22 protein-coding genes and 1 pseudogene are annotated in these 26355 nt (G+C 42.8%); 15 read left to right on the top strand and 8 right to left on the bottom strand.

What is annotated here, in order from left to right:
* Positions 1-41 precede the first annotated feature (41 nt).
* Entirely contained in the window at positions 42-776 is a 735-nt protein-coding gene (gene rpsB, locus ACVFI8_RS18565; protein WP_248712105.1) for a 30S ribosomal protein S2, read from the bottom strand.
* A 300-nt stretch (positions 777-1076) separates the two neighbouring features.
* On the opposite strand from rpsB, the pseudogene map reads away from it, so the two are divergent.
* The 4 genes and pseudogenes from map to ACVFI8_RS18545 form a co-directional block, all read left to right on the top strand.
* Positions 1077-1886 (top strand): annotated as a pseudogene (gene map, locus ACVFI8_RS18560) (type I methionyl aminopeptidase); the annotation flags it as partial.
* Between the two features lie 32 nt (positions 1887-1918).
* Positions 1919-4528, top strand: a complete 2610-nt coding sequence (gene glnD, locus ACVFI8_RS18555) for a bifunctional uridylyltransferase/uridylyl-removing protein GlnD (protein ID WP_248712107.1) — start codon at positions 1919-1921, stop codon at positions 4526-4528.
* A 35-nt stretch (positions 4529-4563) separates the two neighbouring features.
* Positions 4564-5601, top strand: a complete 1038-nt coding sequence (gene dapD / locus ACVFI8_RS18550; protein ID WP_248712108.1) for a 2,3,4,5-tetrahydropyridine-2,6-dicarboxylate N-succinyltransferase — start codon at positions 4564-4566, stop codon at positions 5599-5601.
* A gap of 201 nt (positions 5602-5802) precedes the next feature.
* Entirely contained in the window at positions 5803-6180 is a 378-nt protein-coding gene (locus tag ACVFI8_RS18545) for a DUF3461 family protein (RefSeq protein ID WP_457872263.1), read from the top strand.
* Between the two features lie 57 nt (positions 6181-6237).
* Here the strand turns inward: ACVFI8_RS18545 and ptsG are convergent, their stop codons facing one another.
* Complete coding sequence (gene ptsG, locus ACVFI8_RS18540; RefSeq protein WP_248712110.1) at positions 6238-7671, bottom strand: PTS glucose transporter subunit IIBC; 1434 nt, start codon at positions 7669-7671, stop codon at positions 6238-6240.
* A gap of 555 nt (positions 7672-8226) precedes the next feature.
* Here ptsG and lamB point away from each other — a divergent pair.
* Positions 8227-9519: a maltoporin LamB gene (gene lamB, locus ACVFI8_RS18535; RefSeq protein ID WP_457872262.1), complete on the top strand. Its 1293-nt coding sequence runs from the start codon at positions 8227-8229 to the stop codon at positions 9517-9519.
* Between the two features lie 262 nt (positions 9520-9781).
* On the opposite strand, the gene ACVFI8_RS18530 is transcribed toward lamB, so the two are convergent.
* The 4 genes from ACVFI8_RS18530 to ACVFI8_RS18515 form a co-directional block, all read right to left on the bottom strand.
* Positions 9782-10789 (bottom strand): MalM family protein, encoded by a 1008-nt coding sequence (locus tag ACVFI8_RS18530; protein ID WP_457872261.1) that lies wholly within the window; start codon positions 10787-10789, stop codon positions 9782-9784.
* Between the two features lie 96 nt (positions 10790-10885).
* Positions 10886-12250, bottom strand: a complete 1365-nt coding sequence (locus ACVFI8_RS18525; RefSeq protein ID WP_457872259.1) for a carbohydrate porin — start codon at positions 12248-12250, stop codon at positions 10886-10888.
* A 420-nt stretch (positions 12251-12670) separates the two neighbouring features.
* Positions 12671-13432 (bottom strand): tRNA pseudouridine(65) synthase TruC, encoded by a 762-nt coding sequence (truC, locus tag ACVFI8_RS18520; protein WP_457872258.1) that lies wholly within the window; start codon positions 13430-13432, stop codon positions 12671-12673.
* Positions 13425-13742, bottom strand: coding sequence for a YqcC family protein (locus ACVFI8_RS18515; protein WP_248712115.1), 318 nt, complete (start codon positions 13740-13742; stop codon positions 13425-13427). Before ACVFI8_RS18515 ends, truC begins: the two co-directional genes overlap by 8 nt.
* A 128-nt stretch (positions 13743-13870) precedes the next feature.
* On the opposite strand from ACVFI8_RS18515, the gene ACVFI8_RS18510 reads away from it, so the two are divergent.
* The 3 genes from ACVFI8_RS18510 to ACVFI8_RS18500 are packed head-to-tail and all read left to right on the top strand — an operon-like array spanning position 13871 to position 15991.
* Positions 13871-14917 carry a DUF3549 family protein gene (locus ACVFI8_RS18510; protein ID WP_248712116.1) on the top strand — a complete coding sequence of 349 codons (1047 nt, stop codon included), beginning with the start codon at positions 13871-13873 and terminating at the stop codon, positions 14915-14917.
* A gap of 10 nt (positions 14918-14927) precedes the next feature.
* Positions 14928-15215, top strand: a complete 288-nt coding sequence (locus tag ACVFI8_RS18505; protein WP_457872257.1) for a hypothetical protein — start codon at positions 14928-14930, stop codon at positions 15213-15215.
* A 2-nt stretch (positions 15216-15217) separates the two neighbouring features.
* Positions 15218-15991 (top strand): Zn-ribbon-containing protein, encoded by a 774-nt coding sequence (locus ACVFI8_RS18500; RefSeq protein ID WP_457872255.1) that lies wholly within the window; start codon positions 15218-15220, stop codon positions 15989-15991.
* A gap of 7 nt (positions 15992-15998) precedes the next feature.
* On the opposite strand, the gene syd is transcribed toward ACVFI8_RS18500, so the two are convergent.
* Positions 15999-16541, bottom strand: a complete 543-nt coding sequence (gene syd / locus ACVFI8_RS18495; protein WP_248712119.1) for a SecY-interacting protein — start codon at positions 16539-16541, stop codon at positions 15999-16001.
* Positions 16542-16601: 60 nt separating this feature from the next.
* Here syd and queF point away from each other — a divergent pair, with 60 nt between their 5' ends.
* From queF to ACVFI8_RS18460, 7 genes are all read left to right on the top strand, one after another.
* On the top strand, positions 16602-17465 hold the full coding sequence (gene queF / locus ACVFI8_RS18490) for an NADPH-dependent 7-cyano-7-deazaguanine reductase QueF (protein WP_248712120.1): 864 nt from the start codon (positions 16602-16604) through the stop codon (positions 17463-17465).
* A 13-nt stretch (positions 17466-17478) separates the two neighbouring features.
* On the top strand, positions 17479-19659 hold the full coding sequence (locus ACVFI8_RS18485; protein WP_457872252.1) for a tetratricopeptide repeat protein: 2181 nt from the start codon (positions 17479-17481) through the stop codon (positions 19657-19659).
* Positions 19660-19772: 113 nt separating this feature from the next.
* The gene (locus ACVFI8_RS18480; protein WP_457872250.1) at positions 19773-21362 is read left to right on the top strand and encodes a GGDEF domain-containing protein; all 1590 of its coding nucleotides are present in this window, start codon (positions 19773-19775) and stop codon (positions 21360-21362) included.
* Between the two features lie 92 nt (positions 21363-21454).
* A complete protein-coding gene (gene ppnN, locus ACVFI8_RS18475; RefSeq protein ID WP_457872248.1) occupies positions 21455-22813 on the top strand; it encodes a nucleotide 5'-monophosphate nucleosidase PpnN in 1359 nt (452 codons plus the stop codon).
* Positions 22814-22847: 34 nt separating this feature from the next.
* Complete coding sequence (xni, locus tag ACVFI8_RS18470) at positions 22848-23633, top strand: flap endonuclease Xni (RefSeq protein WP_457872246.1); 786 nt, start codon at positions 22848-22850, stop codon at positions 23631-23633.
* Between the two features lie 127 nt (positions 23634-23760).
* Complete coding sequence (locus ACVFI8_RS18465; protein WP_457872244.1) at positions 23761-24267, top strand: magnesium transporter; 507 nt, start codon at positions 23761-23763, stop codon at positions 24265-24267.
* Between the two features lie 3 nt (positions 24268-24270).
* On the top strand, positions 24271-25302 hold the full coding sequence (locus ACVFI8_RS18460; protein ID WP_248712126.1) for an HlyD family secretion protein: 1032 nt from the start codon (positions 24271-24273) through the stop codon (positions 25300-25302).
* A 39-nt stretch (positions 25303-25341) separates the two neighbouring features.
* On the opposite strand, the gene ACVFI8_RS18455 is transcribed toward ACVFI8_RS18460, so the two are convergent.
* Positions 25342-26166, bottom strand: a complete 825-nt coding sequence (locus ACVFI8_RS18455; RefSeq protein WP_457872243.1) for a LysR family transcriptional regulator — start codon at positions 26164-26166, stop codon at positions 25342-25344.
* Positions 26167-26355 lie beyond the last annotated feature (189 nt).

Raw genomic sequence — 26355 nt, 5'->3', positions numbered from 1 at the left:
CTATTCATCAAGCTTACTCAGTATCAATGCTTATGCATCAATTACTCAGCAGCTTCCTCTACGAAACCATCTTCTTCAGCTTGTACTACGATGTCGTCTTGACGACCTTGAAGTACCGTATCAGCAGCTGCGCCTAAGTACAATTTAATTGCACGGATAGCATCGTCGTTACCAGGAATGATGTAATCAACACCATCAGGTGAAGAGTTTGTATCAACTACAGAGATTACAGGAATGCCTAGGTTGTTTGCTTCGCGAATAGCGATATGCTCGTGTTCAGCATCAATCACAAACAATACGTCAGGTAAACCGCCCATGTTTTTGATACCGCCAAGGCTTTTTTCAAGTTTTTCCATTTCGCGAGTGCGCATTAACGCCTCTTTCTTGGTCAACTTTTCAAAAGTACCGTCTTGGCTTTGAGCTTCTAGATCTTTAAGACGCTTGATAGATTGACGTACTGTTTTCCAGTTAGTCAACATACCACCTAACCAACGGTGGTTAACGTAGAATTGATCAGAACGAAGCGCTTCAGTTTTGATAACTTCACCAGCAGCACGTTTAGTACCAACGAAAAGAACTTTACCTTTCTTAGATGCAACTTTCTTAAGAACAGACATTGCATCATTAAACATAGGTACAGTTTTTTCTAAGTTAATGATATGAACTTTGTTACGAGCACCAAAAATGAAAGGCTTCATTTTTGGGTTCCAGTAACGGGTTTGGTGACCAAAGTGTACGCCTGCTTGAAGCATATCGCGCATTGAAACGTTTGCCATTATAATTTCCTCATATGGGGTTAGGCCTCCACACATCCCATTTTACCGACCAAACGCAAGCGTTCAGCACCCCGGAAAACGTGCCGATGTGTGTGTGTGATTAAAAATATTTAAACTATAAATATTCAATTAGTGTCAGCATACACCCTAATTCGAAAACCAGAGTAATTACTCACGGCGCGCTTTATACCATAAATCATAATATTGTTAAAGCTTAGCGCCAAGTTTTAGCTAATTTTAGCTTCTACTACAACTCCTCGCTGCCTTACGGTAAACTAGCGCCATAACCAAGTTAAATACTCAACTATTAGTCCCATGAGCATAGTAATAAAAACCCCAGAACAAATCGAAAAAATGCGCATTGCCGGTCGCTTGGCTGCCGATGTATTAACGATGATAGCGCCATACGTAAAAGTAGGCGTCAGTACAGAAGAGCTGGACCAGCGCTGTCATGACTATATAGTGAATGAACAGCAAGCTATCCCTGCTCCGCTAAATTATCACGGCTTCCCTAAATCGATCTGCACCTCGGTAAACGATGTGGTTTGTCACGGTATTCCATCCGCCACTCATATCTTGCAAGACGGCGATGTAGTGAACATTGATATTACGGTAATTAAAGATGGCTACCATGGCGATACCTCGAAAATGTTTATGGTAGGTAATACCAGCCCAGCCGATAAGCTTCTCTGTCGTGTAACCCAACAAGCCCTATACCAAGCGATTAAAGTGGTGAAGCCTGGGAATAAAGTCAGTGACATTGGTAACGCCATTCAAAAGTACTTAAAAAAAGGCAACTACCGTTACGGTATTGTGGACAATTTTTGTGGCCACGGTATTGGTGAAGGTTTCCATGAAGAACCGCAAATAATGCATTATCGCAATAATGACCGAACCGTTCTTCGAGCAGGAATGTGTTTCACCATTGAGCCCATGATTAACCAAGGCAAAAAAGGCAATCGCGTAGATTCAGACGACGGTTGGACTGCAACGACCTTAGACGGAAAGAATTCAGCTCAATGGGAACATACTTTATTGGTCACTGAAAATGGCGTAGAAGTACTCACATTACGTGAAGAAGAAGACCTACCTCGAATCATTAAGCACTAAATATAACAAGAACACGCTATTGAGGCTAAGTCATGGAAACGACACTCGCATCACCGCCGCAACCAAAAGTTGACGACATATCATTAAAAAGCTGTAAAAGTTACTTAGATCAGCTTCAGGAATATTTAACCGATCAGTTTAATCTAGGCGTTCATGTTGTAGAGCTAGTTCAACTGCGCTCAAGCCAAATGGACCTTTTGTTAAAAAGCTTGTGGCAACATTTCGGCCTCAACGTATATCAAGATCTGTCGCTTCTCGCTGTGGGTGGATATGGTCGAGGAGAGCTTCATCCCCGCTCTGATATTGATATTTTAATAGTAAGCCGAGAAACAATTGCGAAAGAAGCCGCTGACAAAGTCAGTGCTTTTATCACTCTATTATGGGATATACGTCTTGATGTAGGGCAAAGTGTAAGAACGCTGGCTGAGTGTTTAGAGCTGGGCTTACAAGACATTACTATTGCCACCAACCTCCAAGAGTCACGCTTATTGGTTGGCAATAAAGATATTTATACCGAGTTGTGTTTAGCGGTATGTGCCGATAGTTTTTGGCCAAGTGAAGCATTTTTTCGCGCGAAAAAGGACGAACAACAAAGTCGCCATCGCCAATATAAAGGTAATGCCTACTCGCTTGAACCAGACATTAAAGCCAATCCTGGCGGCCTAAGAGATATTCAGACCATCTGTTGGGTTGCGGGTCGACACTTTGGCAGTAGCGATTTAGAGGAATTGACTAAGCAGAATTTTTTGACTCAAGCCGAGTGCCGAGAACTCCAAGATTGCCGCGATTTTTTATGGCGGGTACGTTTTGCATTACATATTCATCTGACAAAAAGTGACGATCGCTTATTGTTTGACCGCCAATTAGCGGTAGCACAATCTTTAGGTTACGCGGGTGACCACAACGCGCCTGTTGAGCGCCTAATGAAGCACTTTTTTCAAACCATTCGTCGCATTTCAGAGCTAAATGAAATGCTACTACAATTGTTTGATGAAGCTATTCTCGGTAATACCGCGATGGACGTACAGTCGGTTGACGAAAACTTCATGTTACGTGGCAACCTCATCGACAGTAACCATGCCTCATTGTTTCTGCAACATCCCGAACAGATCTTAGTGATGTTTTTGCATATTGCTGACAACCCAAAGATTACCGGAATTTATTCCGCTACTCTACGCCAATTGCGTGAAGCAAGACGCCGCCTAACTCACTGGCTACAAGACATCCCCGAATGTCGTCGTAACTTCCGGCGTTTAATGAAACACCCCAATGTTACGGGTTTACCCTTGACCTTAATGCATCGTTACGGGGTATTATCTACCTACTTTCCCGCCTGGAGCCGGATTGTAGGGCAAATGCAGTTTGATCTTTTTCATGCATTTACTGTTGATGAGCATACCCATCGACTAATTACCAAAATTCATTCATTTAACGACAGCAAAACCAAGGATACCCATCCGCTTTGCTGTGAAATATATCCTCGCTTAGAGCGTCCAGACCTGTTGGTATTGGCAGCGATATTTCATGACATAGCTAAAGGGCGTAAAGGCGACCATTCTACCCTGGGCGCGGTTGATGCTGAAGAGTTCTGTCTGGCTCATGGCTACAGTAAGCCCTCGGCCAGAACCGTAGCGTGGTTAGTCAAACATCACCTATTAATGTCGGTTATTGCGCAAAAGCGGGATATTTATGACCCTGAAGTCATCTCCGAATTTGCCAAAGTTGTGCGTGACCAACGCCATCTAGATTTGCTGTTGTGCTTAACGGTAGCGGATATTTGCGCCACGAACGATGACACTTGGAATAGCTGGAAGCGCACATTATTAAGTGAATTATATAACTCCACTCAAAAAGCCTTACGCCGTGGTTTAGAAAACCCGGTTGATATCCGTGGAGTAATTAGAGACAAGCAGTTAAAAGCAATCAAATGCTTAGAGCTTAAAGGCTATTCAGAAGAACAAGTACGTGGTTTATGGCAACGATTTAGAGTCGATTACTTCTTGCGTCACACTCCACAACAAATTGCTTGGCACACTGACAACCTGTGGGGGCACAGTGATGAGGAAGCCCTTGTATTAGTGAGCCGTCGTGCCACGCGTGGAGGCACGGAAATATTCATCCACTGCCCAGATATTCCACATCTGTTTGCATCTGTCGCAGCTGAGCTTGACCAAAAAAACCTCACCATTCATGATGCCCAAATAATGTCTAGCCGAGACGGCTATGTACTCGACACTTTTGTCGTGCTAGACCGAGATGGCGAACCCCTATCATTAGAGCGCGGCATTCTGTTACAACAAACCTTAGCAACCAAGCTGCATGTAGCAGTTCCTATAGATTTAAAACAACGACGGGTGCCACGGCAAGTTCAGCAGTTTTCTATTGCACCAAGAGTAGAATTCTTGCCCACCAAAGGGAATAGAACGCTGATCGAGATAGTCTCCTTGGACAAACCCGGCTTATTGGCTAGAATAAGCGCCGTATTTCAATCATTCAACTACACAATTCATGCTGCTAAAGTATCTACTATTGGTGAAAAAGCCGAAGATTTCTTTAGCATAAGTAATTGTGAACGAGAAAAACTAAGTCCGGAACAAAAGCAACAGCTTAAAAGTATTCTGGAACAAGCACTCAAACAATAATATATAGCAAGCTCAACCACTATTTGGAGACAACCATGTCTAAAGACTTTTTTAGTTACGCCATTGGTGTGGGAAGTAAGAACGCAAATGGCCAATGGCTAGAAGTTTTTTTCCCCGCTCCTGTGTTAAACCCAAGTCATGCAGAAGTCACTCACTTAACCAAAGGCTTAGATTACGCCAATGGCAAACAGAATATCGAATTGGACGATGCCAGTCTTAATATTTTAATCGCCAACGCCATCGCTTTAGACCTTAAGCAACAAGTAACCGCTCTTCAGGCCTTAGTAGGTAGTGAACAACCACGAGTACTCTGCTTACTAAATGAAGACAATGCCGCAGAATCAACCCCTGAAGCATACTTAAAGCTACACTTATTATCGCACCGCTTGGTGAAACCTCACGGTACTGACTTAAGCGGTATCTTTTCAGTATTACCTAACGTGGCGTGGACAAATCAGGGCGCCATTGACTTAGCTGAATTACCTGCTCGCCAACTAGAAGCACGTGCTAAAGGCGAACTTTTGCAAGTTACCTCGGTAGACAAATTCCCTAAAATGGCCGATTACGTAGTACCGAGCGGCGTTCGAATTGCCGCTACGTCTCGAGTGCGTTTAGGCGCATACATCGGCGAAGGTACCACCATAATGCATGAAGGTTTCTGTAACTTTAATGCGGGAACCGCTGGCACCAGTATGATTGAAGGTCGCATTTCAGCGGGTGTATTTGTAGGCAAAGGTTCTGACTTAGGGGGTGGCTGCTCAACAATGGGGACGCTATCAGGCGGTGGCAACATCATCATCTCGGTAGGTGAAGAGTCGTTAATCGGTGCTAATGCAGGTACCGGTATTCCACTTGGTGACCGCTGTATCATAGAGTCAGGCTTATACATCACAGCAGGCACTAAAGTGGTGCTTATTGATGAGAATAAACAAGCCGCTGGTACCGTTAAAGCCCGCGACTTAGCAGGTAAACCTGATTTATTATTCCGACGTAATAGTGTGAATGGTGCAATTGAGTGCTTAACAAACAAGTCTGCTATTGAGTTGAATGAAGAGCTACACGCTCATAACTAATTAAAGGCATTAGCCAAGTGAGTAACTCACTTGGCTAAATATCTCAAAACATCTAAAAAATACCTCCTCAGCGATAAAAACCTTCCTATTTCACAACGCTTCCATAATGAATAAGCTATGCTGCTATTAACAGGCTACGCAGCGTATTGCGGTGATAACTGTTCCAGCATTAGTTAAACGTTTCGTTATGAAGGAAAGTCTATGTACAAAAACCTAAAAAGCATTGGGATCACCAATCCATCAGACATTGAACGCTACAGCCTCCGTCAAGAAGCCAACTCTGACACACTCAAAATCTACTTCCACAAGGAAAAAGGCGACTTTCTAACGCGAAGCGTAAAGTTCAAGTATCCTCGCCAAAAGAAAACGGTGCTGGTTGACGGGGGTCGTGGTACTTATAAAGACGTATCAGAGATCAATACTAACTTACGTTTCATCGTGGAAGAATTAGATAAAATAACGCGGCGTGAACAACAAGAAAAAGATACCAAACAACAAGTATTGGCCGAATTAAAGCATCTTGAAAAAGTAGTGGTAAACAAAATTGCGGAAATAGAGGCTAAACTAGAACGGCTTTAAACAACTCAACCAACAAAAAAGGAGGCCTCAGCCTCCTTTTTTAGTATTTAAAATACCTTAAATGGTTTGCAAATAAGCTTCCATGTCGGTTTTTAAGTTATCTGACTTAGTACCAAAGATAGCTTGAACACCTTGACCAGCAATCACCACCCCTGCTGCTCCCAAAGCTTTAAGCTGAGGTTGGTCAACAGATTCGATAGATTTAACTTGAATACGCAGACGTGTAATACAAGCATCTAAACTAACGATGTTGTCTTTTCCACCAAATGCATCAACCAAGTTTTTAGACATTTCGCTTTCATTAAGTACTGCAGCACCCGCTGAACTGTCTTCGTCTTCACGACCTGGCGTTTTCAAATCTAGTTTCGCGATAACTACACGGAATACTGTGTAGTAAATAGCCGCATAGCCCAAACCAATTATTGGGAACAGCCACATTTTCTGAGAGTTGCCAGACAATACGATGAAATCAATCAAACCGTGTGAGAACGAAGTACCATGTACCATGCCTAACGAGTTAGTGATTACAAAAGCTAAACCAGCTAGTAGCGCGTGGATAACGTAAAGAATTGGCGCTACGAATAAGAATGCAAATTCAATTGGTTCGGTAATACCTGTTAGGAATGAAGTCAGCGCAGCTGAAATCATAATACCGCCAACTTTAGCGCGGTTTTCAGGTTTAGCCGCGTGCCAAATAGCAATAGCAGCAGCAGGTAGTCCGTACATTTTGAACATGTAACCGCCAGCTAATTGACCAAAGCCATTACCCGCAGCTCGTGAAGCTTCGTCGGCTTGTAAGTAACAAGTTAGTACGCCGTTAACCACATCACCAGCAGCATTAGTACATTGGCCCGCTTCGAAGAAGAAAGGTACGTTCCAAACATGGTGAAGACCAAATGGAATCAATGAACGCTCAACAATGCCGTAAATACCAAAGGCTAAGGTTGGGTTTTGTTCTGCTGCCCAGTGGGAGAATACTGCGATGCCATTACCAATAGGAGGCCAAATAAAGGCAAGTAACACACCTAAGAAAATGGTCAAGAAACCGGTAATAATAGGTACACTCCGCTTACCAGCGAAGAAGCCTAAGTAAGAAGGTAACTGAATTCTAAAGAAGCGATTAAACGCCCAACCAGCTACACCACCCGCTAAAATACCGCCAAGTACTCCAGTATTGATGCTTTCTACGCCCATGACTGGTGCCATAACAACCAGTGTTTTTTCCATGATGGTGAAACCAACAATAGATGCTAGCGCCGCAACACCATCATTATTGGTAAAACCTAAAGCAACACCAACGGCGAAAAGAAGCGCCATGTTACCGAATACTGCGTCACCCGCATTCATCATTAATTGTGAAACAATAGAGGGTATCCAACTGAAGTCAGCTGCGCCGACCCCAAGTAAAATACCAGCAACTGGCAGCACGGATACGGGTAGCATCAGTGCTTTACCTACCTTTTGCGCTTGCGCAAATAAATTATTAAACATAGTAAGCTCCTAGAGGGCTGTTAGTGTACTGAATATAGCCTTAGCCAAAAATATCAAAAAGGCTAATTAATAACGCATTTTCTTTAATTATTATGAAGTAACCGCAAACTTGGCCGTATTACGATTTCTAGGCATAGTTTATGCCTACTAGCTGGATAAAAATGCGATTCAGCACATGTTAAACCCCTCTTTTTGTAACACTTTGTAACAAGCTATATCCCCCCAGATACGTTGCTGTCTATTGGTAACAAATCAGCTCTACTAAGAGGGCTTTTGCAATAATTTGTATCTACTGATAGCCACTCTGTCCAAACCATCCGACTTTAAAATAAAAAACCACAAAATAAATAAAACAAAGCACAAAAAACCGCCAAAACAAAAAATAAAAGAACATGAAACGGTTTTCACGCCATTAGTGTGATTCAGTTCACAAGACAAAACCGAAATCTACTGAGACAATGCGATCGACATAATGTTCCATAGGAATTGGATTTTACAGAACAGGGTGCTTATTTATGTCCATATTTGGAACTTAATACACATAAGGTTTATGTAATGAAACTAAAAACACTTTCAATCGCCATCGCATCTGCAGCGATGTCAACTCAAGCAATAGCAGCAACGCCTGAATTTCATGGTTACATGCGCTCTGGTATTGGCGCAACCGGCTCTGGTGGCGAGCAAATGTGCTTCCAAGCGAACGGTTCTCCGTACAAGCACCGCTTGGGTAACGAATGTGAAACTTATGCAGAAATTGCATTGTCTGCTCCACTCTATGAAGAAGGCAACAAAGCAATGGGTGTACATACCCTACTTGCTCATTCTGTAGATCAACGAAATGATTGGGAAGAAAGCCCATCAGCAGTGCGTGAAATGTATGTATCAGGCCAAAACATGGTTGAATCTTTCGAAGATTCAAACCTTTGGGCTGGTAAGCGTTTTTATCAACGTCGTGACGTACACCAAATCGATTACTACTACCTAGCCAACGCAGGGGCAGGTGCCGGTATTGAAAACATCGACGTAGGCTTTGCTAAGCTATCTGCGGCTTGGGTACGCAATACCTCTGAAGCATTATTTGATGCAAACGTTGCCGGCTCTGGCCAAACTATGGCTGATTTCTCTGGTAACAACTTAGATTTACGCCTAGACGGTATCTCTACTAACTCAAACGGCGAATTGAGCTTAGTAGGTATTTACGGCATGTACTCTGAAGCGGCTGACCAAGATTTCAACATCGAAAACCAAAAAGACAGCGGCGTGTTTGTTATGGCTGAGCACACTCAAGGTGATTTCTTTGGTGGCTTTAACAAGTTCTCTGTATCTTATGCAACAGATGCTATGGCAGGTATTGGCGCAAGTGGTCAACTTCGCGGATTTGGCTACGAAAATATGGCTAACGAAGGTGATGATCCGGCTTACCGCACCGACAGCAATGAAGGCAGCTGGTACCGCTTAATGAACTGGGGTGTGGTTGATTTAGGCGAGTCAGCAGCCCTGTCTTACGTAGTTAACTACGAAAACTACGACAAAGATGATAACAAAGGCTCTACCTTGTTCACTGTTGGTGTTCGTCCTCAGTACAACTGGAGCAATAACTTATCTACTATCCTAGACCTAGGCTACGATGTAGTTGAATTCCAAGATGCAGCTAAAGCTATCAATGGCGACGAAGACAATAAACTGGCCAAAGTAACCATTGCTCAACAGTGGCAAGCGGGCCCTAATGTATTCGCTCGCCCCGCTTTACGCGCCTTTGCTACTTATGCTAAATCAGATAAAAATATCGCTGATACCAGCTCGAAAGATGAAGTAACATTTGGCTTCCAAGCGGAAGCTTGGTGGTAAGCTAGACACATTAACATGCCTATTTAAAGCTCTCTCTGAGGGCTTTTTTTATTATCACTCCCACCCCAATAAACCTCCCTATTAAGACCGATTAAATCACCGACAACAACTCAAGGTGAAACCCGCTAGCCACGCACGTACAACATGCTATAACCCTAAGAATCAGCTTACACGACCACCTAAGCGCACCATGAGCCTATTCGTTACACGCATAAAAAAACCAGTCTACGACTGGCTTCTTAAACAATGAAAATCTGCAAATCTAGTTATTTTTTATCGCGTCAATAAATACGTTTCTTGCTGAGCGAGAGCCTGCATACTCGGCTTCTTCAACTAACTTAAGGGCTTTATCAATTTCACCTTGCTTAATCATATCTTCAATCAGCTTATTATAAAATGCTTCTGTCTCAGGCAGCATCGCCTTCTTTAGGTTATTAGATTTCTTCGCTGGCTCTACAGAACTTGCGACAACCGCTGCCCCAACAGCATTTGATCCTTGAACAGTATTGGATCCTTGAACAGCCACAGGTTCTACTGATGCAGGCTGAAGCTCCGAATTCTTTCCACCAAACCATGCTTCATCAGCAAAAATACCTTTAGATAAGTCGGGGTTGAAAGTGACGTTAACCAGCCCTAGAGGTGAATGCGGTATAAACGGATCGGGTAAACCGGGATCAGCTTTAGCTTGTGCCTTTGCTCGCGAACGCTCAGGATGAACAATCTGGGTACTTTCAAACAGTGATTGGTCAGTGGTATATACCACCATGTAAGCCTCTCGAACTCGGTCACTTCTTTGTTCAGTGCTTACCCTAAAAGTCCCGCTCAACATATTACCGCTAAAACCTTTTAACTCTTTATATTTGAATGCATTAGCCGGAATAACTCGCGTCACTTGGAAATTTTCATCAAGAAGAGCCACTGATGGGGCGAATAGTGTTTCGCCTATAATACTTTCAATTTTGACCGGCACATTGGTATTTAATATAGGAAGTTTGTAAGCCAGAACGAAGCTTTTTCCTGAATTAAAAGCAAAGGCTTGTCGGTTGGTGTCGATCCCTTCTTCAGCTACGTAATCAAAAGTCACAGCTTGATAAGATAATTGGCTTAGCTGCTCACAACATACAGGAGCGCCCTCTAGGCTGACGATTGCTTGTTTGGCATTTCCGAACAAATGACGTGTATCGCTACTCATATCTAATAAGTCACCGGAGCTACATGCCGTAAGCCCTAACAATGTCGCGCCTAAAACAACACCTATTTTTTTCCGCACTTCAATCTCCATCGAACCAAATAAAAAGACCCCCAAAATAATGCATTTTGAGGGCCTTGACTAGCATACAAATTTATTTAACTAAATTTATATGGCTTACCACCAAGCTTCAACTTGTGCGCCGTAGAAAGTATCGTTGTTTTCTACTACGCGAACGCCCATCCAGCCGCCGTCTTCACCAGTACCATCGCTGCGCTTGTCGCCGCCGTACTTAGTTACGAAAACACGGATTTCAGGACGAGCCCAGAAACCGCCTTTTTCTTTAAGAGGTGACCAAGCTTGCGCTAAAGTAACTTTGTTAATTGTAGAGCTTACGCTTTCCCATGGGTCTTGTTGGTTGTAGTAACCAATTTCGATTTGGGTGCTCATAGTATCGTTCCACAAGTAACGAGGACGTAATGTAGCACCGTAACGCTCACCAGGTCCTGCATCACAACAGTCATCTTCTACTTTAGAGTAGAACACTGAGTAGCCCATATCTACATTACGGCTAAACGCGTATACACCGTGGTCGATTAAGCGCCAAGATTTACGGCCAAGTTGAGCATCACCGCCGTTGTCGTATCCACCGATGTTGTATGAATCACCTAAGTGGTTATTCATACCGTAACCAGCCCAAGCGAAACCTTCAGTGTTGTATTGTGCAACAACTTTGTTGAAGCCACCAGCGTAACCTAAGTTCCACTCAACAGTACCACTGAAACCAGTTTTGTTGTTCCAGTTACCGTCATTAACGCCAGCTTCTTGTGCATCGCTTAAGTTAGCTTTGCCAACCATACCGATGATATCTAAAGAACCTAGACCAATACCTACGTTATTCCAACGAAGATCAAGAATAGGGGTAGATGCCATAGTGTTGTTAGCGTCAGCGCCGCCAGATACGTCATGCCATTTAGTATGACGAACAGCAACAGCAATGTTACCTAAGCCCACATCGATTTTATCAACACCAAAACCGTAACCAGAACCGTTTACGTAGTACCAATCGTTTACGTGAACGTCTTTACGGCCGTAGTAACGGTTACCCGCCCAAATTTCAGTGCCGCTAGCCATTGCATATTTAGCATAAGCTTCACGGAATGACATACGTTGGCCAGACCAAGGAGAACCGTTTTCAGAAGCTCCATCAGTTACACCCTGCCAAGAGTTACCACGGGTATCAGTACCGCCTTGCCAATCTTCGTACGTACCGAAAGCTAACAAAGTATGAACAGAGAATTTTTCGCCGGTAGGACGTTCTACAACGTTTTGGCTAAAAGATAGCTCAGCGTAAGTATCACACTCATCACCCAAACGACCTACTACGTGAGCGTTTGGACCGCCAGTACCGTAACAGCGCTGTGAACCACCGTCAGCATTCATGCCAAAACCAGCACGGAAGTAACCGTTAAAATCAAGAGCGAATGCACTTGAAGATACTGTTGCAGCTGTAATTGCAATAGCAAGTGTTTTCAGTTTCATAATCCTTTCCTTTTCCTTTAGAACTACCAAGTCCCTTACCTTTATTTAGTAAGAGCCAGCGGTGCATTTATATTCGTGCTTATATCCGCTAACTGAGGAGGATTATAGGTAGCTAAGTTCAGTTCAACCTTGAACTGGCTCACAGTTTGGTTGTTATGAAAATCGCTTGAAACCCCTGCTTTTCAACAGTAAAACTTGTTCTAGATCACAACTCACCAACACCACAAGAAAGACCATGAAAACGCTCTCAATCACAAAGAAAACCCTTTCAGTAGGTGAATTACCAAAAAAAACCAAAAACTAGGCTAATATTTAAGGTTACGATGCTAAAAATGTAATTTTTTTACACGGCAATGAAAGCCTTTTCAAAGTTCAATTCCTATACCAAAAATGTGATCTTGATCACCAACAAAAAGGGAACTAATTCCAAGACATTAATTGAAATAGGCTTTTCCAGCGCTGCGGAAGGGGGCAATCGATAAGAATTTGCTGTTGTGTGTAGGGTTGAACAAAGCCAAGTTGCTTAGATATTAACCATAAACCTGGGTGACCCAATTGTTTAAACAAGCGGTTGTGTTTTCCGTCACCATAGGTGGTATCACCAATAATATGATGACTTAAGTGATGCATATGCCGACGCAATTGGTGTTTTCTTCCAGTTTTGGGTTCTAAGCTAAGCAAGCTATAACGTGATGTAGCAAACTTTCCTGAGGGGTAGTCTAACTCCGCCAGTTGTAGTCCTTTATACTGAGTAAACGCCGACTGAGCGGGTTTATCTTGCTGTGCTTTAGCATCGACCATCTTATCGAGTTTTTCTTTAAGCGGGTAATCTAGATCATGCACTCCTTCTATATAGCCTCTTACTACCGCTAAATATTGCTTATAGATGGTATGTGTAGAGAATAGCTCAGACAGTTTTCTGGCCGCTTCTGAAGAAGTGGCCATCACTAACACTCCGCTAGTGGGTCTATCTAAACGATGCACTGGATAAACGTAGTGCCCCAGCTGATCCCGTAAAATTTGCATGGCAAATTGAGTGGCTTCTTTGGCTATCCAACTACGATGCACCAATAAACCCGCTGGTTTATAAATGGCGACGTAATGTTCGTCTTGAAACAATATGTCTAGCTCATCAGGAATAACTTCGATAAGTTCTTCGCTCAATTCAGTTAATTCAGTCATTTGTAAAGCTCTCGTCAAGTGCCGTCAATATGGCCAACAGTGGCTGGGTATCAAAATCAGCATCTCTTAATGCCTCTTCAGCATAGGGGCTAATCTCAAGGGTTTGAGGCAAGGGCTTACCTTCAGTAATCAAAATGCGTATTCGTGGCAGAAAAATAAACTGTAACCATTGGGGTAGGCTCAGGCTACCGACACTAAAAGGTAAGGTACTCTCTAATGCCTCAGGGGCCAAAGGCGCGCTTTGCCAGACTGCGTTGTTACGTAAACATTGTTCCAGTTCATCTAATAGTTGCAAGATTGGTTTACTCATTAAGCGGAATCTTTGAAAAAGGGGGGATTATATCATTGCTAAGCGAGCAGTGGCATGCCTGACTATTATTGCCCTCGCCCCTATAAATGTGGATACTGACGGCCAAATTGATGACTGAAGCAAAGAATATGGACAAAATAACTACCTTAAGTGAAATCCTTCAGCTGTCGGGCAGTGAATTGCGCGTTTATGAAATGGGCCGACAAATACATCACATCACCAATCAAGATTTTTATCAGATTGAGACAGCGCAACGGCCCTACCCTGCGCCCATCCAACAACACGCTCGCTTTGCAGTATGTTTTTGGCAAAAAAATCAATCAACTACACCGTATATATGGTTTTTGCAACTGCCGGTTGATGAGCAAGGTTTTATCAACTTAGGTGCTCGTGATCAGTTTATTCAACTGGTAGTAGAAGCCATGGGGCAAGAGCTAAATCGCACTCCAACTGAAGACCAACAACACGCTTTGGCTAACAACCAATACATCTACAAGCCTATCGAAGAAAAGCTCGCTTTCTTTAACGCACTGTATAAAAAAGATAGTCAATTAGCACCGTCGGAGCATTACCTAAGAGTTCGCCGTTACTTAAGCTGCGATGGCAATTGGGCTGATTGGCAAGAACTCGCCTTACAAGGCCTCGCAGATGTTGTTGCTCGCTTAGATAGGGACGAAAATAGTACGCTTTTAGCCGACGCTTTTGAGCACTTACCCTTAGAGGTAGCCAATAAAACCTTGGAGTTACTGGAGCACAGTAGAATTGACCAACAACTTAGCCATTGCCTTGCCAAGCTTCATGCTCAACACCTTGCCGACAACGAAGAACTTGCTAGTCTTTATTTACGGGCTTTATCTGGCTCAAGCGTTAAGCCTTTGGTTAACAAAGCTCTACTAGCCCAATTAAAAAACGCCACTTCTATTCATAGCTTTATCGCCATCGCCGGCCGTTTATGGCAACAGCTAGAAGACCCAAAAATACTCAAGATATTTTTGGAAGCTATCGCCAAGCAGCAAGACCCTGAGTTGTTCCAACAAATTTTTGCTGACTTAGTGTTTATTCCAACACTCCGTAGTTTTGTATTAGCACAACTAAGAGAGCCGACCAATTCAGCGACACTGCAAGCCGCCATTGAGACACTATTGCAGCTGTACCACTCGCCACGTCATCATTGAGGAAATCAGTATGTCGAAACAAGTTGTTCTTTTAGCCATCAAGTCACTCATCGACGATAATAAGCAGCCAACCCTAGCACTGGTAAAAGGTAGGCTTAGCACTCGCCAGCCTATGCCTATCGTTATCGAAGCGCTCAATGCTTATAAACGCGATCCGAGTATCATTGAGACACTTAGCCCGCTGCAGCCAACGCTTAGCCCATCCAAATCGCCCTCTCTAGAAAAGCGAGTGGATGACTTAGAAAGCCAAGTTGCTTTGTTACTTAGACGCCTAAGCCAATTAGAAGCCAAAGACTAACCATGTATTTAAGCCTTGTTGAATTTGAGTGTTACGCCGACACCACCATTAGCCAAGCTGAAAAAGCCATTAATCAAGTGCTCGACTGCTGGCGCTACAATGGTCAAATTATTGGTAGAGAATTCCCAGTGGTATTAAAGGAGGCGACTTTTGCAACCAGAGTTGTCTGCCCCGAAGCGGATAGCTTGTTAGAACGCTACCAAAGCTCCCAAGTTAAGCGCGCTAAACTGGCCTTAAGTGATGTAGGCTTACTAAGCCCGAAGGTAAAAAGCCTTGGCAGAGACATAAACTCTGATGATAGCGACCAGTGTGAATCTCCCAGTTGGCTGGTTTTATATACCAACTATTTGCAGAGTTGCTCGCCGGTGCGCTGCGGCGACCACTTTACCCCAGTCCCCCTTTATCATTTACCCGCGATAGCCAACGGTGACCAAAAACAACTGATAAAGTGGCAAGAAGATTGGTCTGCCTGCGATCAATTACAAATGAATGGCAGCATACTTGAATATTCGGCATTGCAAGAAATGAGTAATATCACTAGCCGACTCTATCAGCGCGGTAGTGATTTATGTAAACGGCTAGAGTATCTAACAAAAGTGCCCAGTTATCTGTATTTATACCGTGTAGGCGGTGAAAGCCTAGCGACTGAAAAAGCCCGTTGTTGCCCAAAGTGCAATCAAGTTTGGCTTTTGCAAGAAACCGAACACGAAATATTTGATTTTAAATGCGACAGCTGCCGCCTAGTATCGAATATATCATGGGATTTTAAGCGTTAACTCGTGCTTACTTAGCTAAGCTGAGCTGCGCTAAGAACTCTTCCAATGTGCTAGCCAGCACACGGTCAACACCTTTACCTAATTGCTCAAGCACTATTTCGCCAGAGTTATTGTTAATACTGACCACCTGCATTTCATCTTCAGTACTGGCAATGAAGACCGTTTCAGCTTGTTTCAAACGACGTTGCATTAAAACATGGCCAATGATGTTTTCTAGTAACATATCAAAATCTTGATCGTTCCAGGCTTGCACCAGTTCAATGGTGTTGTCTTGAAAATCGACCGCAAGTATTTCTGAGAAATAGTCACCATAAAACGCTTTGATACTAGGGTGGATCTGGAGCTCTAATGCTGCTTCTATGCCAGAGAAATCACCAGCAATATCTCGGATTACAGGGTGCCAAGATACCACTTGTGATAAGGGCTCACCGATAATGCAAGGAGACAACCACTTCGCATCGTAGTCAACTTGCGGATAGGCAGTATTTTGCCATTGGCGCTCAAACTCAGAAAAAATTGTAGCTAAAGGCTTTGATATCAGGCTGCTCATAGATGTGTTTCGATTAGAATTGAGATAGACTAAGCCTAACTAATTAGACGTAACAACACCATGAAAAAGAAGCCTTTAAGTACCTCTGAACAGCTCATTAATAGCTTAAGCCTCGGTAAACCTACTGACTATATAAGCCAATACTCTCCTGAATTGCTGCAAGGCGTACCAAGGTCATTAAACCGTCAGCAAATTAATGTGGATGAAAAGCAGCCCCTGCCCTTTCAAGGCTATGATTTATGGAACCTCTACGAGCTTTCTTGGTTAAATGAAAAAGGCTTACCGATTGTCGCTGTAGCGGAGGTAAAAGTGGCCGCGAGCTCGCGCTGTTTAATTGAGTCAAAATCTTTCAAACTGTATTTGAATAGCTTCAATCAAAGCCATTTTTCTGATGTTGCCGCGATTGAAAAAACACTTAGCAAAGATTTAAGTGCTTGCGCTGAGGGCGAAGTTAGCGTTCAACTATTCGATATCAATAGCCTAATAGACACAAGCCCGCTACCGGGAAGCAATATTGACGCTCAAGATATTTCTATTTCAAATTACCAGCTCACTCCATCTTTATTAGAGAATGCCGCTGATATTGAAGCGCCAGTGACAGAGACGCTTAACAGCCATTTACTCAAGTCAAACTGCCTCGTGACTAATCAACCAGATTGGGCAAGCGTCTATATTGACTACCAAGGCCCTAAAATTAGTCAAGAAGCACTATTGAGATATTTGGTATCATTTCGCCAGCACAATGAATTTCATGAGCAGTGTGTAGAGCGGATATTTTCCGATATTAACCTTTATTGCAAACCCAACTATCTAACCGTTTATGCGCGTTATACACGTAGAGGGGGTTTAGACATCAACCCTATGCGCAGTAACGACCCCAATGCCTTAGGCAAATTAGGAAACTGGCGCTTATTGCGTCAATAGAGTGGGAATCAAGTTGAACTACACAAACTATATTTGGCGTATTTTGGCGCTAGTTACTTGTTTTCATTCTCTGAGTGCCTCTGCCTATGAGTACGGTTTTGTTCACGTGCCAAAAGAACTAGAACCATTACGCCAACAACTAATTGTTAACCCTCGTGTTTGTTTAAAGCAAATAGAACAAAAACTTGAACAACAAAAAAGTTTAGTCCATCAAACAATTGAAACAAAAAACATTACCTTGTTGAGTAATCAAATAGGCGCACTGTGTGCTTATCGAATAGATAACATCGATTTAGCTCAACACTACATCAACCTTGCTATCGGACTCGCCCAAGAGCAACAACATCAAGCTCATTTAACGCAAGCCTATATCGTAGCCGCATTAATATTAAGTGAAGACCCTAACCGTAGCTCTGAGGCGGAGTCGTTTATCGAACTGGCCAGTGTTAATTTAGAGAAACTTAAAATCTTTCCATTGCCCAATATGCGCTTTCAATTGCAGAAAGTCATCGCACGTTTCATGCAGAACCAAGGAAAAAGTAATGAGGCAAAAAACTATTTATTAAAAGCAAAAGAAGAAGCTTATACCAGTAAATCGGTAACCTTGCGGGCTTGGTCAGAAGCCTTACTTGCAAATTACTACCTCACCAATAATCAACCTGAACTCGCTCTTAATCACTTAAGTGAAGCCGATTTGGATGATCTAGCTAAACCCACTAGCGAATCTCTGTTTCTAAGTAGTAAAGTAAAAGCCAATATCGCTAAAGTTTATTTGGACCAAGGTGAACTAGCCATTGCAGAACAGTTTCAACAAGATGCGATAGCCCATGCTGTTGAGTTAGGTAATCCAGACCTACAAGCAGAAGAGATCGCCACCTTGGCAAATATGGCCGAGCTATCAGGAGACATTGATGCGGCTTTGGTGCACTACTTAAATGCAAAAGACATCGCAAAATCAAATGGGAATATTCCACTACTTGCTCAAATAGAACTTCGCTTGGGGCAAACATATATGGAGTTTTCTGATTACACCCCAGCTTTAGTTCACCTGCAAATTGCTCGGCAGCTCTTTAACAGTATTCACAAACCGAATGAAGTATTAAGAAGCTTGTTGTTGTTGGGCGAGTTACACATTAGTAATCAAGAAAATGGCTTAGCTATCTTACAATTAGAGAAAGCTGAAGCTTTAGCCAATACTATGGGGCTAACCAGTAGCCATAGTAAGGTGTATAAATTGCTCACCCAAGCCTATGAAAAAAATGGTAATTACGCCTTAGCGCTTGAACAATTTAAGATTTACCACAGTTTAAATCAGCAGTATCAACAGATCAGAAACGAACTAAAGCGCGAACAATTCAAACAACACTACCAATATATTGAGCAAGCACAACGCCTATCAGATCTAACCAGAGAAAAAGCGATTGCCCAGCAGCAAAGTAGTTTTCAACAGCTGATCCTCGTTTTAGTGTGTGTGTTTGGCATAATGCTACTGTTTCTATTTCTAGTCACCAGACAAAAATTGTTATTAAGAAATGCCTCGGTTAACGGACTGACGCAGCAGTTAAACCAGCACCCAGTTACCGGCTGGCAGCAACTTGCCCACTGTGATGCGCCTTTAAATGGCCTCCCTTCTGTGCCTGCGCCATCAGCAAATAGCACCTCAATATTATTACTGTTATCGATTGAGCTCCTAAAGACAGAATCACAGCACACCCTCGGTTTTGAGCAGCGACGAATACTGATTAAAGATTTTGTTGACGCATTAATGTTAAGCATTGAAGAGAACTATCAACTAGGTCATGTCAACGACCAGCAAATGTTACTGCGCATTGAGCAACACCAACGTTCACCACAACAACTTTGCGAACAGTTGATGTTACACACACAAAAATGTGCTCAACAGTTGAAAATAGAAATAAAGATTGCAATCGGAACCTGTGTTTCACCATTTTTAACTAAAGCTAAAGATGCCATTGACGATAAAGGAATGACAGAAGTTGTATGGTTAGCCTTAGAAGGCGCACAACAGCTTTATGCTCATACCCAAACAAACCAGTGGGTAGAGTTAACAGCAATGAGTGGCTCCCACGCGGCATTTTTCTGTACCAATGTCACTCAAGATGTAAAACAAGCAATAACGAAGGGCTTAGTAAAAGTTAATGCCTCTGCTGATAAAAACCTAATTAACTGGTAAAGATTGGCAAACATTAACTATAATATTTGCTAGTTCAGCGTCTGTCGTTATCGCAGATCTCATGGTATGCTAAATCTTGTTGTTAGGCATGCTAGGAAGTATTAATTTCTACGATGAGCGATATCATCACAATTAAGAAGCGACTCGCATTGGTGAGAAATAACTTAGACAATTCCAATAAGAATGCTTCAGGTATAGATGCAAAGGTTAGAATGGATAAAAAAGCAGTAAGCCAGCTAATTTCGCGCCTATCGAAAATTTGTTATGGTCTAGACGAGCAACTCGATCAAAAACTTCAACAACTCATAGAAGAAGTTGAAAAAAATGATGATTTGTCGGCTATTTCTCAATACCAAAATGAATTAGATGGGTTGTTTAAGCAACACAGTGATACCTTAAAAACATTACTCGCGCACAATCAACGTATAATCAAAACATCGGGCGAGTCACTCAAGCGAATCAATGGCCTTCCCCCGCAGTTGCGTCGTAAGCTCACTGATTTCTTAGAGCAAGATCCAGCCTATACGCATAACGATAACCAACAGCGTTTAGAGCAGCTACTTAATTATTATTATCAAGCACTACTCAATAAACCTATTTTGGGCGCCGCACCAACATCGGGTGACAACGCCGTATTAAAGCCTAAAGAAAGTATATTAAATCATCGCTTACACAAGCGAATATGCGACGATTTACAACGCCTAATAACAGAACTAGATTATTCTGGTGACGTGGGTACTAAGTTAGGCCAAGTTCGCTCCGACTTGCTGGTTGGTATAGAGCCAGAAGAACTACCTAGCCTATGTATTAAAGTCATACAACTGGTCATAGAGGGCAGTCGTGAAGAACGTAAAGCCTCTCAAGAGTTTTTGTACTCTTTAAATGAAAGCTTAGGAGGCGTTCATGACCAGTTTAACGACTCGTTAACTCAGTCAAAATTGGTTTATAAAGAACAAAAACAAAGCGATGGTCAGCTTAAAAGTAAACTTTTGGAATTAGGTGCTGAAGTTCGCTCCAGTAATGATTTAGATACCCTTAAAAGCTCTATACAAAGCCGCCTGATTCAAATTGCCGATGTCTTTAAAGAGAAAGAACAGCTAGAAGAACGTACTACGGACTTGCTAGAGCAACTAAACGGCGTGGAACTGAAACTACGCTTGGTACGTGAAGAAACCCATGAATACAAGAAACGCTTAAACGCACATAAGCATAAGTTGTTTATAGATAGCCTTACTCAGGTTTATAACCGGGCCGCTTTAGACGAGCGTTTAGAGCTAGAATATAAACGCTGGAAACGCTATGGCTACAACCTGGGTATGGCGATTATCGACATTGACCATTTTAAGTCCATTAATGACAAATTTGGTCATATGGCTGGCGATAAAGCCCTAAAAGTGATTGCTAGGGCTTTGCAAAACAACCTTCGTGACACCGACTTTTTAGCGCGTTTTGGCGGTGAAGAGTTTGTACTGCTAATGCCAAATATTTCTCCTGATGCCGTCATGGTACCTTTAGATAATATCAGGGAACAAATCAAAACATTGCCGTTCAGGTTTAAAGACCAGCAAGTATCGATAACGGTTTCCATTGGTGCGACTTTATTTAAAGAAAGCGACAAGCCCTTGGACGCCTTTGAGCGTGCTGACCAAGCACTCTACGAGTCTAAGAGCAGTGGTAGAGACAAAGTTAACATAATCAGCTAGTTAGTTGAGCAATTTGTAAAATAAGTCATCGCTTACATCACACCTCACGCTATACTGTAATAAGCAAATAGCTTTTAATCAGTGAGGTGTTGATGATTACCCATATAAATCCCGTAGGCAGCATGAACTTGTTGTCTCAGTTAGAAGTAGACCAACTCACCTTAAGCGCTTCAAAAGATATTTACCTTCTCTATAGAAACTGTAGCTTAGCAGTACTCAATTCTGGCAGTAAAACTGACAGTAGCCGCGAAATGCTTGAACGCTACCAGAGTTTTGAAATCAATGTATTAAGTCGTGAGCGTGGGGTAAAGTTAGAATTAGCCAACGCCCCAGAAGAAGCGTTTGTTGATGGTGCTATTATTCGCGGAATACAAGAGCACTTATTTAGTGTTTTGCGTGATATATTGTACGTCTCGAATCAACTCAAAAAGCAATCTAACTTAGATTTAAGCCAATCTTCTCACATCACAAATTTAGTCTTCTCAATGCTGCGTAATGCTAGGGTTATTCACCCTAAAGCAGAGCCAAACCTGGTTGTGTGCTGGGGTGGTCATTCGATAAACGAAATAGAATACCAATATACTCGGGAAGTCGGCAGCCAGCTGGGCTTACGAGAACTTAATATTTGCACCGGCTGTGGACCAGGTGCCATGGAAGGACCAATGAAAGGTGCTGCCGTTGGCCATGCCAAACAACGTGTTAATGATGGCCGCTACATAGGCCTAACAGAACCGAGTATTATCGCCGCTGAGCCACCCAACCCAATCGTAAACGAATTGGTTATTTTACCGGACATAGAGAAACGATTAGAAGCGTTTGTGCGAACCGGACACGCCATTGTTATTTTCCCCGGAGGGGCAGGCACTGCAGAAGAATTGTTATACATACTTGGTATAATGCTTCATCCCGAAAATGCGCGCCAACCGCTACCTATTGTGTTAACAGGCCCTAAATCTAGTGAAGAGTACTTTAGAAGTATCGATAGGTTTATAGGCGAAACCTTAGGGCCTGAGGCTCAACAGCGCTATCAAATAATCATTGACGATGCCGCTGCAGCTGCACAAGTTATCAAACAAATGATGCCTAAGGTAAAAGACTACCGTCGAGCCATTGGTGATGCCTATTCTTTCAACTGGAGTTTGAAGATCGACAGCGATTTTCAGCAACCCTTTTTACCCTTACACGAAAATGTAAAAACGTTGAACCTACACTTCGACCAGCCACCACAGCAGCTGGCTGCAAATCTGCGAAGAGCCTTTTCAGCAATTGTAAGTGGTAACGTGAAAGATGAAGGCATCAAGGAGATTGAACAGCACGGGCCATTCATTATTGACGGAGACCCTAAAATAATGAAAATGATGGATAAATTATTACAAGACTTCGTTAGCCAACATAGAATGAAACTACCAGGCTCACATTATGAACCTTGTTATAAGATCAGTCAGTCTTAAATGTTGATGGCTATTACAGTGAAAGGAATACTTAGTGCCTAAACAATTGGTGATTATTGATGCACTAAATTTAATCCGCCGGATTTACGCTGTGCAGCAACAAAGAACACCTAACGCTTCCTTAGAAAAAGCCACCGAACAGGCCTTGTTAAGCGCCTGTAAACGGATAATATCAAGTTTAAAACCTTCCCATATCATTGCGGTATTTGATGGAGAAAAATCGACTTGGCGGGAGAATTTATTCCCCGCCTACAAGCAGAATCGGTCCCCAATGCCAGAAGCCTTGGCTAAGCAATTAGAGGCGCTAAAAGACCACCTTCTAGATATAGGCATCGATTCTGTTTCTGCCGCCAACGAAGAGGCTGACGATATCTGTGCAACTATAGCCAGTAAAGCGGCTACGGCACACTACCCCGTCACTATCGTTTCTACCGATCGCGGCTATTATTCTTTGTTAACCGCTGGCGTATATCTATACGACTACTTTAAACGCGAGTATGTGTCGGTGAATATGGTCGAAGATAAGTTTGGAATAAAAATAAACCAACTCACCGATTATTGGGCTCTTGTTGGGATTAGCGGTGTTAACGTGAGCGGAGTGCCGGGAATTGGAAACAAAGGTGCTCAAACACTGTTAGAGAATTACGCCAGTACGGCAGATATTTTAGCGGAAACCAAACCAAATAAGCTGGTAGCTAAAGTTCAAGCAAACAGTGACAAGTTGCTGCTTGCTCAGCAACTGCTCAGCCTTAAAACCGATTTAAAATTAGGCTTTTCACTAAAACAACTTCGCTATCAGGCCGTTACCCAACAAAGCTAAGCCCTCGCCTCATCCACGACTCCTCCCTAAAAACCTGCGTAAGCTATAGGGAATATTGGATATTCCAAAAAAATGTATCGTTTTATATAAGCTTGAGCCGATCATATTAATTGAAGGCAAACGCTAGATGTCTAATAATTCGACTCCAACAGAATCCAGCAGATCGCTGCGAGAAAAATCGGCATGGTCCGCAAAAGCAACCCTTAGTTATATCTCTAAGCTAGTCATAGCACTATGCGTGCTAGTGGGTTCTTCTCTATTACTTTCAAAACTTGCTACTATCCACGGTAAGCAATTGCCCGAAAGCTATTTTTCTCAAGGCTACCCCTCCATATTAAAGTTGCTTGATTCCGAAATATTCATGGGTTTTGTATTTTTTGTTACCGTCGCGATTCTTGTGTATCTAGCCTACTTATTTTGGTGTTTGCACGAAGTGGCTGTCCATAAAGCCGCAAAAATGTCGAGCGCCCATACTCAGATTATTTTTGCACTCTCCTTATGTGGTCTATTCATCGATAAAACATGGTGGGTGTTAGCCATTATTATCGCTTTTGCTCGGTGGGATGTATTAGCAAGAGAGCTATCCAACATCATACGTAACGGACGCGCGATGACTAAGCGAGTTGAGGAATAAACCATGAAAGAAATAATGCTCCCCTATATTTTAATCTGTTGGATCCTAGTCAAAACGGGTGTTATTCAGTGGACCCTGCGTAACGCAGTACTAACGGTAAGCATCGGAGTTTTGCTAGCAGCGGCCCTCTTTACTGCTCACCGGTTTTGGTCACCCGCCGATCTTACCGACAGCACAACAGTGAAGGCCCCACATGCTGTATTAAGCCCGCTGATTGGCCAAGAAGTTGAACAGGTATTCGTAGAACATAACCAATTAGTGAAAAAGGGAGACCTGATTTATACCCTTAAAACGGAAGATACCGCGTCCCAGGTCGTGAGCCTACAAGCGCAGAAGAAAGCAGCCCAAGCGGAAATTCTAGCGCTTATTTATCAAGTTGATAACGATAAGAAGAACCTACAACGTTTAGAAAATTTGAGTGAGTATGCTCAAGAGTATCAGCGGGACGATCTAAGAACCAAAATTGAACAAACTGAAGCCAATGTTATGTCGGTTAAAGCGCAAATATTAAACTTAGATGCGCAAATTACCACCGCCAATTGGCAACATGAACGTCGTGAAATCAGAGCCCCCTTTGATGGTCAGTTATCAATTACTAACATCGTAAATGGAACGCGTGTCGGTAACATGCACTTATACGACACCAACAAAAAATTTGTTGAAATGCGTATTGCAGACCAAACTTATCGCGGCATAGAGGTAGGTCAATTTGCCGAATTCTATGTTAACGCCTACCCAGGGGAAATATTTCGCGGCCGAGTACACAGCTTAACCACCGGTACCGGTGAAGCTCGAGTCTCTGTGATAAACGGCTCACAGCAAGTTCGTCGGCACGTTGGTAACAACATGGGCTCTCATGGGCGCACCATCATCATCGAGTTTGATGAGCCTGAAGGATATAATGTACCGATTGGCGCAACAGGTTCAGGTTGGGTTTCAGCAAATAAGCCACACCCCGCTCTTGGCTTTATGGACATTATCGGTGGCGCAACAGTCAGGTTAAAAGCCTTTAAGTCCTACCTGTCTGCGATCTAAGCCCGGTAACAATACTAAGCTAACGTGGTTAACGCTAGCTTAGTTGCCAACCTTAGAGTGCAGTAAATCATGAGTATGAGCCTCAATAATTGATGTGATCAGTTCTGATAACCATTGGGTTTTAGCTGAATAACGCAGTGAAGCCTTGATAATCAAAGCCACATCAAGATTCAAAGGGTGCTGCTGGCTTTTTTCATAATAGGGTTCGTACTTAAGAGTGAAGCAGGTGTCCATCAGTTGATCCATCAGTATGTGGCTATCAACGATAATGCCGGCCTTGATAGTAGGATCAAGTTTTTTAAAATGATCCTGATGTTCGTTCACCCCAGAAATAATAAATTTAACGTATTCACCCGTTTGGTTGCCACAAAAGAACCCCGCTCCTGAGTGAATTCTCTTCTGATAAAAAGATTTCGGTTTATCATTGATAATATGTATGCCTAAGTCCACATCTTCAAGCAGAATAAGTGATTCACTGTTTGCGCCCCATTGCCTTAGTTCAATGACTGCTTGGGTTTGCGCTCTAATCGCATCGATGATGTTTTTACCCAAGGTAATTAAGTAAGGCTCAACGATGTGTAGGGTAATTTTACTTAAGCTAGAAGGGTCAAACTCATCAGGTTCTAGCGCAATATCTAAATCCACTAGAGCGCGCGTTAATTTAGGCGTAATAGACTCGGCATAACTGGTAGCTTGTAAATAACCGGCATGTCTTACAAACAAAGGGTCGTCGAGCTCTTCTCTTAGTTGGGCAAGCACTTTAGATACATAGGACTGCGACCGCCCTAACTTAAGTGCAGCTTTGGTGGCTGAGCGTGTTTGCATTAATGCCAAAAAAACATGTAACGCATTTAAATCTTTCATTTAAACTCTGCTTATCCCATAACAATGCGTTAAAACTACCTCAAAAAGCCTATTTGACGAAACTATTCGTGGCACCGTTAACATCTGCAATTTACCTATCTCAGTAACAAACAAACTCGGCAATCCGCCATTTTGCAAAACAGCTTATCACGTCATTCGCTATTTGGTAGCGTCTAAGCCCCCAAAATG

The organism is Agarivorans sp. MS3-6 (assembly GCF_054112545.1).
This window is presented reverse-complemented; position numbering and strand designations above follow the sequence as displayed.

Bases quoted from the DNA above. Each gene is read 5' to 3' on its own strand.
- ACVFI8_RS18510 (WP_248712116.1), top strand. From the start codon at position 13,871: ATGGACAAAATAACTACCTTAAGTGAAATCCTTCAGCTGTCGGGCAGT.
- lamB (WP_457872262.1), top strand. From the start codon at position 8,227: ATGAAACTAAAAACACTTTCAATCGCCATCGCATCTGCAGCGATGTCA.
- ACVFI8_RS18480 (WP_457872250.1), top strand. From the start codon at position 19,773: ATGAGCGATATCATCACAATTAAGAAGCGACTCGCATTGGTGAGAAAT.
- dapD (WP_248712108.1), top strand. From the start codon at position 4,564: ATGTCTAAAGACTTTTTTAGTTACGCCATTGGTGTGGGAAGTAAGAAC.
- ACVFI8_RS18455 (WP_457872243.1), bottom strand. From the start codon at position 26,166: ATGAAAGATTTAAATGCGTTACATGTTTTTTTGGCATTAATGCAAACA.
- ACVFI8_RS18505 (WP_457872257.1), top strand. From the start codon at position 14,928: ATGTCGAAACAAGTTGTTCTTTTAGCCATCAAGTCACTCATCGACGAT.
- glnD (WP_248712107.1), top strand. From the start codon at position 1,919: ATGGAAACGACACTCGCATCACCGCCGCAACCAAAAGTTGACGACATA.
- ACVFI8_RS18460 (WP_248712126.1), top strand. From the start codon at position 24,271: ATGAAAGAAATAATGCTCCCCTATATTTTAATCTGTTGGATCCTAGTC.
- ptsG (WP_248712110.1), bottom strand. From the start codon at position 7,671: ATGTTTAATAATTTATTTGCGCAAGCGCAAAAGGTAGGTAAAGCACTG.
- ACVFI8_RS18500 (WP_457872255.1), top strand. From the start codon at position 15,218: ATGTATTTAAGCCTTGTTGAATTTGAGTGTTACGCCGACACCACCATT.
- ACVFI8_RS18465 (WP_457872244.1), top strand. From the start codon at position 23,761: ATGTCTAATAATTCGACTCCAACAGAATCCAGCAGATCGCTGCGAGAA.
- ACVFI8_RS18545 (WP_457872263.1), top strand. From the start codon at position 5,803: ATGTACAAAAACCTAAAAAGCATTGGGATCACCAATCCATCAGACATT.
- ACVFI8_RS18525 (WP_457872259.1), bottom strand. From the start codon at position 12,250: ATGAAACTGAAAACACTTGCTATTGCAATTACAGCTGCAACAGTATCT.
- truC (WP_457872258.1), bottom strand. From the start codon at position 13,432: ATGACTGAATTAACTGAATTGAGCGAAGAACTTATCGAAGTTATTCCT.
- queF (WP_248712120.1), top strand. From the start codon at position 16,602: ATGAAAAAGAAGCCTTTAAGTACCTCTGAACAGCTCATTAATAGCTTA.
- ACVFI8_RS18515 (WP_248712115.1), bottom strand. From the start codon at position 13,742: ATGAGTAAACCAATCTTGCAACTATTAGATGAACTGGAACAATGTTTA.
- syd (WP_248712119.1), bottom strand. From the start codon at position 16,541: ATGAGCAGCCTGATATCAAAGCCTTTAGCTACAATTTTTTCTGAGTTT.
- rpsB (WP_248712105.1), bottom strand. From the start codon at position 776: ATGGCAAACGTTTCAATGCGCGATATGCTTCAAGCAGGCGTACACTTT.
- ppnN (WP_457872248.1), top strand. From the start codon at position 21,455: ATGATTACCCATATAAATCCCGTAGGCAGCATGAACTTGTTGTCTCAG.